The 15,089-nt window shown below is 57.2% G+C and carries 21 protein-coding genes; 2 read left to right on the top strand and 19 right to left on the bottom strand.

Features of this window, described 5'->3' with window-relative positions; genetic code table 11:
• Window positions 1-48: 48 nt before the first annotated feature.
• The 8 genes from AC6I8X_RS28755 to AC6I8X_RS28720 are packed head-to-tail and all read right to left on the bottom strand — an operon-like array spanning window position 49 to window position 4,809.
• Window positions 49-450: a hypothetical protein gene (locus AC6I8X_RS28755; RefSeq protein ID WP_416414456.1), complete on the bottom strand. Its 402-nt coding sequence runs from the start codon at window positions 448-450 to the stop codon at window positions 49-51.
• Window positions 447-842 (bottom strand): hypothetical protein, encoded by a 396-nt coding sequence (locus AC6I8X_RS28750; RefSeq protein ID WP_497842141.1) that lies wholly within the window; start codon window positions 840-842, stop codon window positions 447-449. Before AC6I8X_RS28750 ends, AC6I8X_RS28755 begins: the two co-directional genes overlap by 4 nt.
• Window positions 839-1,351: a transcription/translation regulatory transformer protein RfaH gene (gene rfaH / locus AC6I8X_RS28745; protein WP_497842140.1), complete on the bottom strand. Its 513-nt coding sequence runs from the start codon at window positions 1,349-1,351 to the stop codon at window positions 839-841. The genes AC6I8X_RS28750 and rfaH overlap by 4 nt, the downstream gene beginning before the upstream one ends.
• A gap of 12 nt (window positions 1,352-1,363) precedes the next feature.
• Window positions 1,364-2,716 (bottom strand): F-type conjugal transfer pilus assembly protein TraB, encoded by a 1,353-nt coding sequence (traB, locus tag AC6I8X_RS28740; RefSeq protein ID WP_497842139.1) that lies wholly within the window; start codon window positions 2,714-2,716, stop codon window positions 1,364-1,366.
• Complete coding sequence (gene traK / locus AC6I8X_RS28735; protein ID WP_497842138.1) at window positions 2,713-3,450, bottom strand: F-type conjugal transfer protein TraK; 738 nt, start codon at window positions 3,448-3,450, stop codon at window positions 2,713-2,715. Before traK ends, traB begins: the two co-directional genes overlap by 4 nt.
• On the bottom strand, window positions 3,450-4,052 hold the full coding sequence (locus AC6I8X_RS28730; protein ID WP_497842137.1) for a TraE/TraK family type IV conjugative transfer system protein: 603 nt from the start codon (window positions 4,050-4,052) through the stop codon (window positions 3,450-3,452). The genes traK and AC6I8X_RS28730 overlap by 1 nt, the downstream gene beginning before the upstream one ends.
• 51 nt (window positions 4,053-4,103) lie before the next feature.
• Entirely contained in the window at window positions 4,104-4,406 is a 303-nt protein-coding gene (gene traL / locus AC6I8X_RS28725; RefSeq protein WP_299455872.1) for a type IV conjugative transfer system protein TraL, read from the bottom strand.
• Between the two features lie 7 nt (window positions 4,407-4,413).
• Window positions 4,414-4,809: a type IV conjugative transfer system pilin TraA gene (locus tag AC6I8X_RS28720; protein WP_497842136.1), complete on the bottom strand. Its 396-nt coding sequence runs from the start codon at window positions 4,807-4,809 to the stop codon at window positions 4,414-4,416.
• 207 nt (window positions 4,810-5,016) lie between these two features.
• Here AC6I8X_RS28720 and AC6I8X_RS28715 point away from each other — a divergent pair, with 207 nt between their 5' ends.
• Complete coding sequence (locus tag AC6I8X_RS28715; RefSeq protein WP_299455876.1) at window positions 5,017-5,637, top strand: hypothetical protein; 621 nt, start codon at window positions 5,017-5,019, stop codon at window positions 5,635-5,637.
• A gap of 515 nt (window positions 5,638-6,152) precedes the next feature.
• On the opposite strand, the gene AC6I8X_RS28710 is transcribed toward AC6I8X_RS28715, so the two are convergent.
• The gene (locus AC6I8X_RS28710; RefSeq protein WP_497842148.1) at window positions 6,153-6,545 is read right to left on the bottom strand and encodes a relaxosome protein TraM; all 393 of its coding nucleotides are present in this window, start codon (window positions 6,543-6,545) and stop codon (window positions 6,153-6,155) included.
• A 751-nt stretch (window positions 6,546-7,296) separates the two neighbouring features.
• Here AC6I8X_RS28710 and AC6I8X_RS28705 point away from each other — a divergent pair.
• Window positions 7,297-7,830, top strand: a complete 534-nt coding sequence (locus AC6I8X_RS28705; protein ID WP_497842135.1) for a lytic transglycosylase domain-containing protein — start codon at window positions 7,297-7,299, stop codon at window positions 7,828-7,830.
• Between the two features lie 22 nt (window positions 7,831-7,852).
• On the opposite strand, the gene AC6I8X_RS28700 is transcribed toward AC6I8X_RS28705, so the two are convergent.
• The 10 genes from AC6I8X_RS28700 to AC6I8X_RS28655 form a co-directional block, all read right to left on the bottom strand.
• Entirely contained in the window at window positions 7,853-8,674 is an 822-nt protein-coding gene (locus tag AC6I8X_RS28700; protein WP_497842134.1) for a DUF932 domain-containing protein, read from the bottom strand.
• A 56-nt stretch (window positions 8,675-8,730) separates the two neighbouring features.
• Entirely contained in the window at window positions 8,731-9,042 is a 312-nt protein-coding gene (locus tag AC6I8X_RS28695) for a hypothetical protein (RefSeq protein ID WP_497842133.1), read from the bottom strand.
• 631 nt (window positions 9,043-9,673) lie between these two features.
• The gene (locus AC6I8X_RS28690) at window positions 9,674-9,991 is read right to left on the bottom strand and encodes a hypothetical protein (protein ID WP_497842132.1); all 318 of its coding nucleotides are present in this window, start codon (window positions 9,989-9,991) and stop codon (window positions 9,674-9,676) included.
• A gap of 90 nt (window positions 9,992-10,081) precedes the next feature.
• Window positions 10,082-10,651 carry a hypothetical protein gene (locus tag AC6I8X_RS28685; RefSeq protein ID WP_497842131.1) on the bottom strand — a complete coding sequence of 190 codons (570 nt, stop codon included), beginning with the start codon at window positions 10,649-10,651 and terminating at the stop codon, window positions 10,082-10,084.
• A 235-nt stretch (window positions 10,652-10,886) separates the two neighbouring features.
• Window positions 10,887-11,255: a hypothetical protein gene (locus AC6I8X_RS28680; protein WP_497842130.1), complete on the bottom strand. Its 369-nt coding sequence runs from the start codon at window positions 11,253-11,255 to the stop codon at window positions 10,887-10,889.
• 41 nt (window positions 11,256-11,296) lie between these two features.
• Entirely contained in the window at window positions 11,297-12,070 is a 774-nt protein-coding gene (locus AC6I8X_RS28675) for a hypothetical protein (RefSeq protein WP_497842129.1), read from the bottom strand.
• A 698-nt stretch (window positions 12,071-12,768) separates the two neighbouring features.
• Window positions 12,769-13,176, bottom strand: a complete 408-nt coding sequence (locus tag AC6I8X_RS28670) for a DUF1380 family protein (protein WP_497842128.1) — start codon at window positions 13,174-13,176, stop codon at window positions 12,769-12,771.
• A gap of 54 nt (window positions 13,177-13,230) precedes the next feature.
• Entirely contained in the window at window positions 13,231-13,668 is a 438-nt protein-coding gene (locus AC6I8X_RS28665; protein ID WP_497842127.1) for an antirestriction protein, read from the bottom strand.
• A gap of 457 nt (window positions 13,669-14,125) precedes the next feature.
• Window positions 14,126-14,365 (bottom strand): hypothetical protein, encoded by a 240-nt coding sequence (locus tag AC6I8X_RS28660; RefSeq protein WP_497842126.1) that lies wholly within the window; start codon window positions 14,363-14,365, stop codon window positions 14,126-14,128.
• Window positions 14,366-14,380: 15 nt separating this feature from the next.
• A complete protein-coding gene (locus AC6I8X_RS28655) occupies window positions 14,381-15,025 on the bottom strand; it encodes a DNA methyltransferase (RefSeq protein ID WP_497842125.1) in 645 nt (214 codons plus the stop codon).
• Window positions 15,026-15,089 lie beyond the last annotated feature (64 nt).

The raw sequence follows: 15,089 nt of genomic DNA, 5'->3' as shown, positions 1-15,089 counted from the left end.
GGCCCGGTTATATCCCCATCGGGCCGGTGTACAGCTCTGTGTGTTTCATTACCGGTTAAAGGCTGCCCAGAGGAGCGCCATCCCGAAGCCAGCCAGCGGACCTGTGAACAGATACCCGGACGCCAGTTCCGGCAACTCCCAGAACCACAACGCCTGACCGATATAAACCAGTGGAGTCAGCAGCCATCCCAGCACAAGCAACGCGGGCATAATCCAGTGCTGATCGGTATAAAGCGCATTTTTTCGGTCACTCGACTGTGCCCAGGCATAAAAAATCAGTACCGCCGAAACAGGCAGCGAAAAACGCCATACCGGCCAGCTGATGCCCTCAGGATTAAATCCTCTGAGCTTAAGGCAGGCTACAGTCGCTGCATTCAGGGCTGAAAGTAACGCCATCACTATCACCGGTAACAATTTCACCGCGAGACTTTCTTCTGTTCTCCCTCTCATACCTTATTCACCCCGTACATAACAACGGCAAATCCCGTCATGGCCATCCCTAATAAAGGCGGCAGGCTCAGGTCTCTCATGTCCAGGACGGGGATCTGCCAGTACCAGAATGCAAAACACCCGTACCAGACCAGAAGTACCAGCCAGGCGAAAATCAGCAAGGCCGGAACCACCCAGGAGCACCATTCAGTCGTCGCCCAGCTGGCTACTACGACTCCCACTGCTGCCAGCAGAGACATCCGCCAGAGTGGCCACTCACCCAACCCCCACGGCATATTTCCGGTGTGTACCAGCAGCCCCAGTATGGCTTCGTTAGTCACCATCAGCAGCGCCGTGACCAGAACAAAAAATTTGTCTTTCCCGATGAAATTTCTGACCCACTTCCTGTTCATGCCGCAGCCTCCCGCGCGGTGATATGAAAGCGCATGAGGCTGTTCACCGGGACGCGAACCTGTCGGTTCATCAGGGTCAGTAGCAGCATCGCCCGCTTCATCCCGTCCGGCTCATACCAGATAGCTTCGAGTCCTTCGAAAACACCATCCCGGATAACCACCCTGTCACCGTGCTGCGGCGCAGCCGTTTCCAGCGGCGCACTCTCCCAGCCCTGAGTCAGACGGGTTATCACACTGTCCGGTACCACGGAGGGCAGACCGCCGAAGCTGATAAGCGATGAGATACCACGCGTGGCTTTGATGGCCGTGGTGTGTACCACCTCCGGGTCGAAACGGACAAAAATGTAGTTCGGAAACAGTGGCTGCTCAGCGATGCGGCGGACGCGACCATTCTGCAACCTGACCTCAGAGAAGACCGGAAGCAGACAGGCCACTCCCTGACTCTGCAACTGCTGCTGTGCGCGTTTTTCCTGCGCGTACTTCGTCTGTGCCACATACCAGTTTTCCATTCAGGTCTCCTGTCAGTTGATGGTGTCGCCGAGGCGGAGCTGGCTTGCCTGACGCAGAACTTCGTCCGGATTCAGGACGGGAGAGCCTGAACCGCCGCTGTCTGAACGGGTGACGGCAGCCACTTTCTGCACGGCAGCCTGCGGGGCTTCCTTCAGGGCTTTCTCGGCGGCATCGTCTTCGATGGTTTTCAGCTGGAAGCCCTGCTGGAACACCACCGTCACGGCGTTACCGGCACCGATATCAATCACCGGGTGATACTGCTCGGCACGCTTAATCCAGTACTGACTCAGCGTGTCAGCGGCTTTACTGGCCCCGCCACCAATGCCCTGCTTGAAGATGTCTGCGCCACTGACAGAGGCCGTGGCACCCAGACCCACGGACGGCGTTGCGGCCGACTTAATGCCCTCGCCAAATCCGGACAGCAGACCCGCTGCCCCGGCGTTGAAAATGATGTCGCCGTTACGCATCACCGGCTTGCCGCGGATACCCTGCTTGCCCTGATAGGACACATGGCCCTCAAAAGGCATGTCGATATGCTTGCCGTTCTTCAGGATGCAGCTGATATTCTTCGTGCGGACATCACCGCGCTCGCTGGAAATATCCCCGTAGATTTCCCCGGTCACGCGGCACTGGTCGAGGTTGTAAGTTCTGCCGTTGGGCATCGAGACGTCACCCATCAGGGTGATGACCACCGGGGAGGTATTCTGCTGGCCGGTCACGCTGGCGTTGGCATCCGCGCCCTCAATCATGACGGCTTCAGAGAACGAGCCTGACGGTATCCAGGGCAGCGTCGTTTTTTGTGCGGCAAGTGAGGCATAGGTGAAGGTGTCACGCTGCAGCCCTCCCTGCCGTACCGACCCGGTGCCGGGATAGAACCGGCTGCCCTGCTCTGCTGACGGACCTCCGGAAACGCGCCACTGTGCCGGACCAGCCGGACCGGTCGCCACGGGGCCGTTAACCGGCGCGGTAGCGGGCGGGGCACTCTGCGCGGGACCCGCCGGTGCCTTATTTTCCTGCGTCTGCTGTTGCTGCAGCCGGGAAATGGCATCCGCCATCGTGCCCAGCTGCTTCTTCAGCTCGTCGTTCTGCGTTTTCAGGGTGCCCGTAAGGGTGGCGAAGTCTTTTTCCAGACCGGCCGTTTTGTTCTGCTGCTGCTGAAGCGCAGAGGTGGCCAGCTCATCGGTGAATGACTTGTTCACCAGCCCGCCGGTCAGGTCCGGCGCGGCTTTTTTTACCGGATGGCTGATTTCGTTCTGATGGTGCACATACGCCCAGATACCGCCTCCCGTGGCCAGCATGACCGCGGCAGCTGCACCCGCGATTATCCACTGACGACGACGCGTCAGGGTGTTGATGTTGCTCATGCGTCCCCCTCGTCATCCGTGGAGAAAATCACCCACACGTACCCTTCGCCGTTCGCATACAGGGTGCGCGTGGAGAGCATCACCGCCCGCACGCCTTTCTGCCAGAACTGCTTTTCGCTTAGGGTGCGGGTGACATAACCGGTGTTTTTCATGCGGTAGCGCATCACCCGCAGGTGCGAGCCAGCAAGCTGGCGCTCCGGCGTCAGCTGCACGCCGGCAGGCGGGTTATAGAGCGGCCCGCGGGTGGCCTTCATGTCGGTATAACTGTCCGGTACGCCGCCGTTAATCACGGTGCGGGCGACGCTGACCAGCGTCTTCTGGAACGGCTGGCTTTCTTCCCAGGCTTTCGCATCCGGATTCGGCTTCCGTGGCGCATCCGCCGGGATAAGCTCAAGTGTGCGGCCACTCCCGGGTTTCGGGGACACATCGAGTGATACGCTCACCCCGCCTGCGGTTTCCAGAAAGACGGTGAAGTCCTGTCCGGTCAGCGGGGTGATAAACAGTGCACCGTCTGCAGTGTTGTCTTTGGTATAGGCTCCCTCCGGACCGGTGACACCGGTAATGAGCTCACCGTCAATCACGATTTTATTCGGGCTGGTGTTGCTCATCTGCGCCTTCAGGTGCGCGTTGTTTTCAAACACGGTACCGGCCGGGCCGGGCACCGCAGCCGATGCAGCGGCGGGTATCAGTGCGAGTGCCGCAGTGACGGCCAGCGTGGAAACGGTTTTCTTCATTATTGAGTCCTGTTGCGGGCGGCATGCAGGTTTGTCCAGGGCACCTCGGGGAAGGCTGTAAGGCGGATAAGTCCGTCCACGTAGTGCAGGCTGAGCCGGTAGGCTTTGTTGGCGTCCGGAAGCGTGAGCTTCAGTTTGCCGTTGGAGGTGCTGGCGCTCAGTGTCCCCTGGGCGATGATGTCACCGGTGGTGGTGTCGGTGATTTCATCGTCAATCTGGAACACGGAAGAAACGCCGTTCTTTTTGATATATTCAGCTTCGGCGGCAAGCTGTTTTTTCATGACGTCACGGTTCTCCGGCGGAACAAAGCGCAGCAGGGCGGCGTACTGGCTGTCTACGGTCTCGGGTGTGACGGAAAGGCGGAGATTGATAAACGCGCGCACCAGCATGGCGTTGAGGGCGGCATCTCCGGAGGCGGAATCGGAGGTGAACGGCCTGTCAAACATCATCGGGGTGGTGACGGTTTTCTGCGTTCGGGCAAAGTGCCACGCGATCGCACCAGTGATGCAGTTCGCGGCGACGCTGAGGGCCAGAAGAGACCCCAGCCCCGTCAGTGCCATGACCGTTACACGGTTACGCCCCTCCCTGACCTGATACTTCATATGTTGCTTCCTCCTGTCGGAAATAAGCGCCACCCGGAGGTGGCGCGCGGGTTACTGCATCCAGTGCCGGTTGCCTGAGTCGGGCACCCGCCGGAACTGCAGCCGGAGCAGCGCGGTTGGCAGATACCAGTAAAGAAGGTTCATGAGCCACCAGGTGCCCTGCCCCTTCTTGAGGTAGCGGATTAACAGCCAGAGCGCGCCCGCCACAATCAGCATCACGATGAAGATGTCGCAGAGCAGGCCGATACCGGCGCACGCAACGATGACAAAGGCCTCCTCAGGCGGGAGTCCGAGCACGCGTTTCTGCAGATTGAGGGTTTCCGGGAACTGGTACTGAAGGGTTTCCCTGTCCATGACAGGGTTAACCGGCGATGGCGAAGAGGGTGCGGGTTACAAGGACAAGGAACACAAGACCACCGACAAACACCATCGGGTTACGGGATTTAATGTAGAGGTAGATAGACAGCAGGACTTCACCGATATAAAACCCCCACTCCAGCGTACTGCCGTGACCGAACGTATCCTGTGCGTCCTGTTTCTGGCTGGACAGCAGGTCCTCGGCGCGCACCAGGTGCGGCAGCGCGAAGCAGAGGAGCGCCAGACCAATCAGCGTCAGGTTAACGCGGTGCCGGTACAGGGAACCGGCACCGCGTTTAAGCATACCGATGAAGCCGGACACTGACCGGCCCCGGGAGACCGGGCAGGCTTCCGCAGCCCCCGCCCCCGCCAGAGCAGGTTTGCCTGAGACAACTTTCATAAAAAACCTCGGATTGAGTTAAGGGAACGTCATTGCGCGTAAACAGACGTAACGCACCGTAAGTCTACATTTTCTCAAAAAAAAAAAATCTGTGATGCATATCACATTTTTAAGAGACAATTGATAATTTTTAGGATTATTCCCGGAAGAGAGGGCTGTAGGCTTTGTGCTAACTCAGGGCATGCCTCGCAGGGAGGTACAAAAACAATGAAAGTCAAAGAGAAGCTGGGCGACGGGCGTGGACGTCCGCGTAAATATGCACAGGGGGAGATGCAGTACCGCAAGCTGTGGCTGCCGGAAAATCTACTGATGGAACTGCGCGTGGCAGCGCGCGTCCGCCGGTACACCACCAATGACGAAATCATCAGCCGCCTCGTGGCCTCAATGCGTTTTACGCCGCGCAGGCCGGTGATTAAAACCGGACAGGGGCAGCGTCTGGTCGCTCTGGCTCGATTATTTGATGAGTTCCTGCAGGAAAAACTCGAAATCATCCGGCAGGAGTACGCCGGGCAGGAAAATAATGATGATGCGAACAAAAAAACATTTGTCCCCGGAAAAAACCGGGCATTCAGCAGCAGCTTTCCGGTTAATTTACGCCGCGACATGGATATCAGCGCACGGTTTAATCAGCGCAGCGTCAATCAGGAGATTATGGAGCGTCTGCTGGGTTCGCTGAATTACTTCACGGAGCAGCAGTTGCCTGAAAGTGAGGAAGTTCACCGCCTGCGTGAGCTGGCCATTCTTTTTGATGAATTTATTTCGGAGAAAGTCGCTGCAGCCGAAAATCCGCTGACGCAAAAGCCGGAGGATGAGAAAAAACAGTCCTGACAGACAGAATTCAGACCGGGCAGGATGCCCGGTTATCATATTTTACCGGGCCGTAAAAAATCACTGGTATCATCGCATAATGAGTCTGACCATCCCTTTGCACCCCTTCCTGAATTCAGGATTATCATTCGCCAGACCGCGCCCCTTACACAGGTAAAATCATCCACCTCACGTCAGTGATTAATTCACCCCTCATGCAGGAGGTAAAATACTTTCATTCCGTGTTCCCAGTGAGTGTGAAAAATCACGGTGGAATAACACCTGTATGAAATACAACGAAATCCCCGGGAGTGCCTTAAGACCCCGGTGGACAGCGTGAGCGCTGCCATAACAGACTGACAGGGGGCAGCCTCTTATTAAGAGGCTTATGATTTTTTGGGCGTCTCTTTCCTCTGGCAGCAGCAGAACCATCAGAGATTACGGGAGAAGAGTGATGACAGGATTTATACGCCGGAACAGGAATAACAAAAATACTGCCACGGAAACAGCCACGAAGGTAAATTTCCGTGAGCAGATTACTTTTCCTCAGAGAGGAAATGTTTACTTTCTGCCTTATCCTCTGCGGCATGCATTCCTGACAGGTTACTGTCAATAATTCCCTCCAGCCCGCTTTCCACATCCTCACCCCGCATGCGCAGATACATTTCAGAAAGCATCGCCATCATGATGCTGATACCCTCACGACTCCCTGACACCTTACGAATTAAATCCCGGTTAAAACCATCAAGGTCAAATTTATTCCCTTCACCCTGATGTTTTTTAACCATCAGTCCGATACCGACCAGTTCATTGACCACGGAAGAGAAGTTCACATCGCCGTGCGTCGCGCCATTCTGTATCTCAATTTGCACCAGGTCCTGAACTTCCCTTTCGGTTTTCTCTTTAAAGTAAATATTTCTTCTGGCCATGCCATTATCCTTACTGCCTGAGCTGGGTATTACCTGCACAGTGACTGATGAATATTTCTGTTTTTTCACTTCCGGGACAGCTTGCGGAATACGTAAAATCACCATGTTGCTTTTTTTATTATTCTGTCGGAAGTCACTGTGTGTCAATCCGGCACTGTGCATTAATTTTTCGGGGTGTGTTAATCCGGCACTGCACACGGTTTATATGTGTGTTAATCCGGCACTGTAACCCGTTTTTATGTGTGTTAATCCGGCACTGTAACCCGTTTTTATGTGTGTTGATCCGGCACTACTGACGCAAAAATCATGCATAACACACTGATTTAAATACATAGCCACAATTAACACACCATACAGTGCCGTTTGCAGTGCCGGATTAACACACAATCAGGCACTGTATCAGCACACAATCCGGCACTGTATTAACACACAATACGGCACTGTAAAGTGTGTTAATTAACACACCTTTCTTCTGATACAAGCCAAATGCTGCAAATAATCACAAGTAACATCATGTTTTTAAAACAAAAAACTGCAAGATGAAATCTTGCGTGGGGTGTGATGAAAGTAACCCTGTAAAAGCGGCTTGTGAAATACCCCCCTTCCTGCTGTTTTAAATAATCCGACATGGCCGTAAGAAGGTCACGCAGAGCGCCCCGTGCGCGTCTGTAACGAATTATCTTGCGCCGGATTACCTGAGAGGGTATTTTTCACGCAGACGCATTCTTCGCATTATGATGAGATTATTTTTATGAAATGGTTAGCCTTTGCAGGCTTTGCCGTAATATTCAGCGTACAGGCTGCGCCGGAAATGTGTTTCACAAAGGCCGGGGAAGATTTCGGTATTGATCCGCGTCTGCTGATGGCACACTCCATTCAGGAATCGCGCATGCGTAATAATGCGCTGAATACCAAAAGCAGCGGGGGAACGCATGACGTCTGCAACATGCAGATCAACAGTTCTCATTTTGATCAGCTGAAAAAGTTTGATATTACGCGGGAAAGGCTTCTGAAAGATCCGTGCATCTGCATTTATACCGGCGCGTGGATCGAGGCGCGCAATTTCAGGCAGTACGGCAGAAACTGGGACAGCGTCGGGATGTATAATGCCGGCCCCAGCCCGAAGCTCATAAAACAGCGCCGTGAGTATGCGGCAATAATTAAAAGTATATATCGCGTGCTTATCGCCCGCGATGAGGTTTATGCTGCCATGACACAGCAGAATAAAAAAACGCCTGCGCCGGAAACCTTTATCAGCGCAGACGTTGACACCCCCATAAAATAACCCATCGCACCGGGGTTAATCGCTATGCTTTGAGTTTTGCGAACTCCTCCGCCATTTTCCACAGCGCCTGATTAAGTTTTATATCGCCATCAATTCCCGTCACCGGTCGGGTAGTGGTTCTTTTTCCTTTCGCCGTTCTGCCGGAGACGCCACCTTTGATCAGATTCTCCTGCACGATATTAAATGCGGTCCACAAATCGGTGCCTTTGTCATACCATGCGCGCGGCTGAATAATACGCTCTGCCGTGACGGGTGGCTCTTTACCGTCATATTTATACTCCAGAGCCAGCTGCCCCAGCAGGCGGCGTTCTTCACTGTTCACCTGAATGGATTTCATTGTGTCGATATTATTTTCGACCTCATCGAACACCCCGATCACCTCATAAGCACCTTCAATCACCTGTGTGACAATATCCCCTTTATGCGGCACGCTGATTTCGCCGAATGATTTCCAGCACACCAGGCCGTTACTGCATACCTGGCGGAAAATACCGGGGATCATTTTATAACTGCCTGAGCCGTCGTGACTGTTCAGTAAAACAATTTCAGGGACTTCGTCACCGGACAGATTATTTCCCCGGCGCAGGCGGATCATGTGTTTGGTAAAGTCGCGGCGCTCCGGGTCGCGCACGCGTGACTGACTGGCGTAATAAGGCTGGAAACCTTCGTCGCGCAGTTTATCCAGCAGGGTGATGGTTGGAATATACGTATACCGGTCAGATCGGGAGTCGTGTTTTTCAGCGGAAAAGGCGCTCGGCACGACGCGCATCAGCTCATCATTGGTCAGTGGATTATTTTTACGGACAGACGTGGGGGCGGCGTAGCGGGTGGCAAAACGGACCATAATAAAATTCCTTATATTGAGAAAGACGGTCAAATCAACGTGTTTTCTGGCCGGGATCATTCCCCGGCGGCAGCGGCGTAATACTCCCGGACGACCACAAATCCGGTGTCATATTCCTGGACGGCCACGGGATACCCTTTGTGGACGTAAATTTTCATGGCTTCCGGCTCCGGGGTGGGCTCCTCAATGAGCGTCATCCCGGCCAGTACGGCCCAGTGCACGCCCGCCACGCCGGTAAACTCACCGTTTGCACGGATCCAGAGGTACAGGTCCGCAAACTGAGCCGGACTCAGGTCGCGGTTTTCCTGTCCCTTCCCCCGTGTTTTGGTAGATTCTGAAGCGGCGGTGTTGACGTTCTGTGTGTTCATGCTGGTTTCCTCTTATCGGTTGCTTTAACCCTGTTTCGGTGAGTTCCTCGCGGCGAAGGGCAGAGTAGCGACGGGCGAGGGATGCACGAAGGGCGTCACCGGAGGCCGCAGCGCAAGCGAGCAGAGCGAGTGCGAACGGGCGAGGAACGGCGAAGCGTACCCTTCAGGGCAGACGGAGAACGGTGCTACGAACAGCCCTCCGCGGGGAGCACACCGGAACAGGCTGCACGACCGGGGAGATGAGCAGGAACACACCCGACACGACGGAACGGCGTGGCGGCATTAAAGGGCGCAGCGCGCCCGGTGAACGCACCGGCGACAGCCGGTTGCAGCGCCTGACCTTCGCCATCAGACCCTGGCCGGGAGGCCCGGAACACGCCCCCGCGTGGTCCGGTGGAGCTTACCGGCTCTGCCGGTTAGCGGAGCGGGGCTGACGACCCGGCACTGCCGGGAAGCCGTCAGGGGGCCATGCCCTTTTCTTCTGTGGTTCTGGCGCGGAAAATGCCTGAAAACAACCGGCGAAAAAGCACAACGTGAGGAAAAGCAGCAGGAGGAAAACGCGAACACTGCACGGGGGCGGACGCAGGAGGAGGAAGCAGTCCGGTGCGTCAGCACCGGGCCGCTCCTGCTTTTACCGCCCTTCTTCTTCGTTTTCCGTCTCCGGCCGGGCAGTCGCCAGCAGGCCATCAAACGCCATTCCGCCGCTGTTACACAGGTGCCTCAGGTCAGCCAGCAGGTCCGTGACGGCGGTCTCTGCCGGTTCCCCGTCAGCATCGGGGCCGGTCCTTTCCGCGAAGGTCACGAGTGCAGCCGCCGCGGCGCTGATGCGCTCAGAGTTACCGGTGTCGAAAGGCAGAACCCCGTCCCCGGCCAGTGTGACCAGGTCGGCAAAACAGAGGTCCTGAGAAACAGGATGGCAGGCAGCTGCTACAGTAATAAGTGAAGACATGGATGCTTCTCCGAGGTTAAGGTGAGGTTGTTGGTTTTACCGGACCGGCAACGGAAACGGGCAGGGGCACACCCCCCTGCCTTTTTTCTGTCAGATGATAACTTTTCGGTTACAGATAACTTTCCAGTCGGTACAGGACGGGTTGTCCCGCAACGGCGTCAGACTGACCACGTTCTCCGCCACGCCGTTCATTACCAGAATGCGCTCAATGCCCGCAAACCAGTCCTCATCCGGGCGCACCGGAAACCACAGGTTGCTGTTGATGCCGCTCAGCAGCGGATCGTTACAGAAGTGCACGCCCCGCCCCTGCCGCGTTTCACATCCCGTGACGATAAGCACCATGCGCACCCCCACCGTGACGGCGCTGCGCGCCAGCTGCTCCGCGACGTCGCTCCAGCACCACTCTGCCGAATCCGGCACCGGCAGCTCCATGCAGCGCAGGAATTTCTCCCCTGCCCGTGCCGCCCGCTGTGCCAGACCGAGCACTGAAGGTTCACCGCTGGCGGCGTCTGCACCGTCCAGCCAGTGTCCGTTGTGGAAAAAGGCCTCATCCCCGTTATCAAGACGGATAAAACAGTATGCACCCATCACGCGGGCGATATCGGCCTGTGTGACCGGCGTCAGCGCGGATGCCGCATTCAGAAGGGTTTCCGTACTCATGCTTTTGCCTCCATCATTGTGTGTACAGCCTGCATAAACTGCGGCCACTGCCGGAATGGCATGGGACGCATAGTGGCCCTGCGGCCATTTCTGAGGCCATTTACAAACGCCTCTGCCTGTGACAGGATTTGCGGGTCAGAATTCATATAACTCTCCAGTACAGTTTTTTGACGTGGCGGGTTTTCCCGGGGGGGAGTTCCCGCCGTAAAAGAAGCAGGCAGGATGCCTGCTTCTTTTACGCCTGTGATCCTCCGGATGCTCCGGCACTGATTTCACTGAGATGCCCCGCCAGCCAGCCGCTGGCCCGCCCCCACGCCACCTCTCCCGCCAGTCCGAACCGCTCATGCACGATATGACTCGCCAGTATCCAGGCCCGGAATGAGGCCAGCGGCAGCACATCGCCGGTCGCGGTGCCAGCAACCACCTGCGCAAAGTTGCGCAGCACGGACCAGAGCAGTGCATGCTGTTCGCTGACGCTCAGGTGCTGCGTGCGCAGTGCGGTCAGTTCGGCAAGACTGTCGGCCAGCTCCGGCGACAGACCGGCAGGTGGCGTGAATTTTCCCGGCAGGGACGTGTCTGTACTGTCTGCGTGATGTGTCTTCATGGTTATATCCCGATCCGGCAGCCTGACTGCCGGATAAATAATCACGCAATATCAGCCATATACATGGAATACCCAGCCATCAGTAACAGCGCCAGGTGAGAACGCCCCGCACTCCACGCGGCTTCACCGGTTTCTCCGAAAAACTTCATGGCAAGCTGACCGGCACAGTTCCAGGCTGTCAGGGAGGAAAACGGCACCACCGGACGCGGACGGGTCCAGTCCGTTACCGTGCCGCAGATCCGCTCCGCCATATACAGAATCGTGTCGGAGAGCAGCTCCTCACATACCGTTTCGTCAATCGATCTGGTGCTGAGTGCGGCCAGATAATCCAGCTCCTTAACCAGTGCCTGACTGAGGCCCGGTATTTCCGGCACGTCAGCAGACACCGGAGCGACTGTTTTCATACTCCGGAGAGTCCGCGCCTTCTTTTCTGCCGATGCGGCCTGAAACACCGCCAGCTCCGGCAGGTTTTCCGGGTATTCCTCATCCCACAGACATGACAGCTTCATACCCTGTGCCAGAGCCTCCACGGAGCGGACCATGTCATACACCGCAGGCGTGGTGATCCCGCCCATGTCTGCCAGCTCTGTCACCAGGTGAGCGGCTTCCAGGGGTGCGCAAATTTCATCGTTATAATCCCGTGAATCAATGCCGAGGCGTTCAAAGGCGCGGTACATCATCAGATCGCCTTCCGTTTTTGCGAGACGGATGAGCGCACGGGTTTTTCGGGAAATAAAGGTGATGGAAGGGTTGTTCACCCATGTTTTGGGAGATTCTGGCGTGGCGGTGTTGACGTTGAAGTTCTGTGTGTTCATGGCACTTCTCCTGTTCCGGTGTGTAGTCATGTTTCGGTCGATCCCGTCGCGGCGAAGGGCAAAGTAGCACCGGCAGTGAACGGAGAAAGGGAGCCCCCGCAAGCCGCAGCGCAAGCGAGCAGAGCGAGTGCGAACGGGTGAGGAGGCAGCGAAGCGGTGCCCTTTCGGAAGTGAATCGACTGTGCTACGGAAAGCCCTCCGCGAGTAGCGACCGGGACATGCTCTCCGGACGGGCAGACGGGCAGGAACACACCCGACACGACGGAACGGCGTGGCGGCATTAAAGGGCGCAGCGCGCCCGGTGAACGCGACGGCGAAGCCGGCAGCAAACGTTGAACCTGGACATCAGCCCGAAACCGCTCGCGGACGAAACCCGCAGGGGTTCGGTGGCGCTTGGCGGCTTGCCGCTTAGCGACATAGGGCTCGACGACCCGGCCTGCCGGGGAGCCGAAAGGTGGCGCCGGCTTCAGTTCCTGTTATTCAGGCTGTTTCTGCATAAAAAACGGCAAAAACGCATCATCAGGACAAAAACCTGCATCCGGTCCCGGCAGCCACCCCGGATTTCAGTTATTTCCGGCATCAGCATGCTGATGAGACGTGCGGAAGGCGCGCCGCAGGCGCGGGCTTTCCGCACAGCCGCGCAGCGGCAGGGTTTTGCGGCGGCCTCACCGCAGAAACGGACGTCCCTGCCCGGCCTCTTACCCGTTAACGGCCTCGCGCACCCGTTGCAGGGCCTCCGGCTCCTCGCGGTACAGCCGCCGGGCTGTGCCCTCGCCTGACCTGAGATTGGTATACAGAAGAAATTCCTCCGCCAGCGCCATCACCTTTTCCAGCACAGCGGCGGGAACGGTAATCGGGCGCAAGGCCTCTTCTTCTTCCAGTGTTTGCCGGATGCACTGCAACGTTTCAGACCCGATACCGTATTCATGCTGCCCTTCAGTTCCGTTTGTCATGGCAGGTATCCGGGCGGCCATCGCTTCCGTTATGCTTTCATCCCTGAGAACGCCCTGCACGTCTGAGGTTGTCCAGATAATCAGCATGATTTCCTCGTTTTGCGGAAAACTGCTTTTCAGGTTTTCGCAGACTTCACTTACGATTCCGTACATCGTTATTTACTCCCTGAGTATCATTGCGGGGCGGCAACGCCGCCCCGGTGAAGTTCAGTCCAGTGCGCGGAAAATCGCGGCCGCTTCCGGGTGGGTTTCTGCATACGCCATCAGCTGGCGGTGGCGCTGGCAGTAATGACGGCACAGTTCTTCCTCATCGTGCCGGTCATACATCCAGCTCCGGTGGTTCAGCACCAGGGCGGTGATGATGATACCCGCAGCCTCGCTGCTCACCGTCGTATCGCTGTAGTTGCCCGGATTCACAAAACGCCGGCGTTCGTCGTCCGCAGGCTTCATAAAGCCGCCGCCGGACGTCAGCAGAGCGAAGTCCCACACGGCCCCGCCGTAGTCAGCCAGATACCGGTCGGCATAGAGGTAAACATTATGTTCAGCCCGGAAAAAATCGTCGCCGAAAAGGGCGGGCAGAAAACGCATCCGCACGTAACCGTCAGGGATGCGGGCAGGTTCAAAAGCAGGGGTGGCTGTGTTCATCAGAAAATCTCCGCTGTCAGGGTGGATTGCCATTCCGGCCTGTGCCGTGACTGAATGACAGCCCGGCGAAAAACGGAGTGTTCAGAAGCGGCGACGAGGCCGCAGCGCAAGCGAGCAGAGAGGGGATTACGCACGGTGCTGACGCGAAAACTGAGCGACAGCACGACGGGAGTAAGCGCCACGGCGCGAGTGCGAACGGGCGAGGAGACGAGCGAAGCGGTCTCTTGAACACGCAGCGGCCGGGCTAAAGTGAAGTCACGGCACCGGCCGCAGACAGCACGGTTTTATTTCCCCGCCGCAGGCGGCATCAATGAGGCGCGCAGCAACATCCTTAATGCCTTGTCCACATCCGGGGTGCATATCCGCCCCGGAATCCTGTGGATAAAAACGGCCCTGCCTCTGAGCATCAGCCCTCCCGGTGTGCGGTCACTTTTTAACCACACACCGGTATACTCAGTCATCCCCGCAGGCAGGACCGCAGCCGGGCCGCCGGGCGGGAGGCGTCCGTCAGCACCCGGTGAATATTCTCCACCGCCAGCATAGTCAGGCGCAGGTCCGCGCTGTCACTGTCGCGCGGGCAATACTGGCGCATCGCATGGATGCGCAGAAACAGCTCTGTCAGGGTATCGTCAATGTCGGCCACGTCTTCCGCCAGGCGGTCACGGGCGCGCTGCTGCTGATTATCTGTGCTCATCATAATGATTCTTCTCCGTCAGGCCGCGCGCGCGGCACGCTGTTCACCGAGGCGACGCAGGGCCGCCGCGTGGTACTGCTCCATCAGCTCGATGCCAATCCAGCGGCGCCCGCACTGGTCCGCCGCGACGCACGTTGAGCCACTTCCACCGAAAGGGTCCAGAACCAGGTCACCGGGCTGCGTGAAGCTCTCAATCAGCGGCCGCAGGATGCTGACCGGTTTTTCCGTCGGGTGGCGGCGGTTGCCGGTGTACTGCCAGGGCATCACGTCCGGCAGCGGATTACACGGCAGCGCCGGGCGCCCTTTGGCCAGCACATATGCACTTTCGTGCTGGTAACCGACAAAGGCGGACTTTGAAGCATAGGGCTTGGTGAAAACGAGGTGGCCGACGACGCGGAACCCCGCGGTCTTCCAGGCCTGCATAAAGGTATCCACCCGGTTCCAGCCGTAGAAGCTCACCGCCAGGCTGTTGTTTTTCAGCACGCGGTACATCTGACGGCTCGCCGGCAGCACCCACTCATCATTCACGTCGTTGGCAATTGAGCGCCCGGAACGGTCCTTAAAACCGACGAGGTAAGGCGGGTCGGTCAATATAAAATCGATGCTGTTATCGGGGAATCCGGACATAATCTGTACGCTGTCGCCCTGCATGAATCGGGACATGTTCTGCTCCTCTGTGTGAAGGGGCACCCCTCTGGTGCCGTGACCTCCACACAGCCGGGCGACC

This window comes from Pantoea sp. X-Soil-TKNS-1280, from assembly GCF_059730475.1.
Note: the sequence above shows the minus strand (reverse complement) of the source record. Positions and strands in the feature narration are given on the sequence as shown.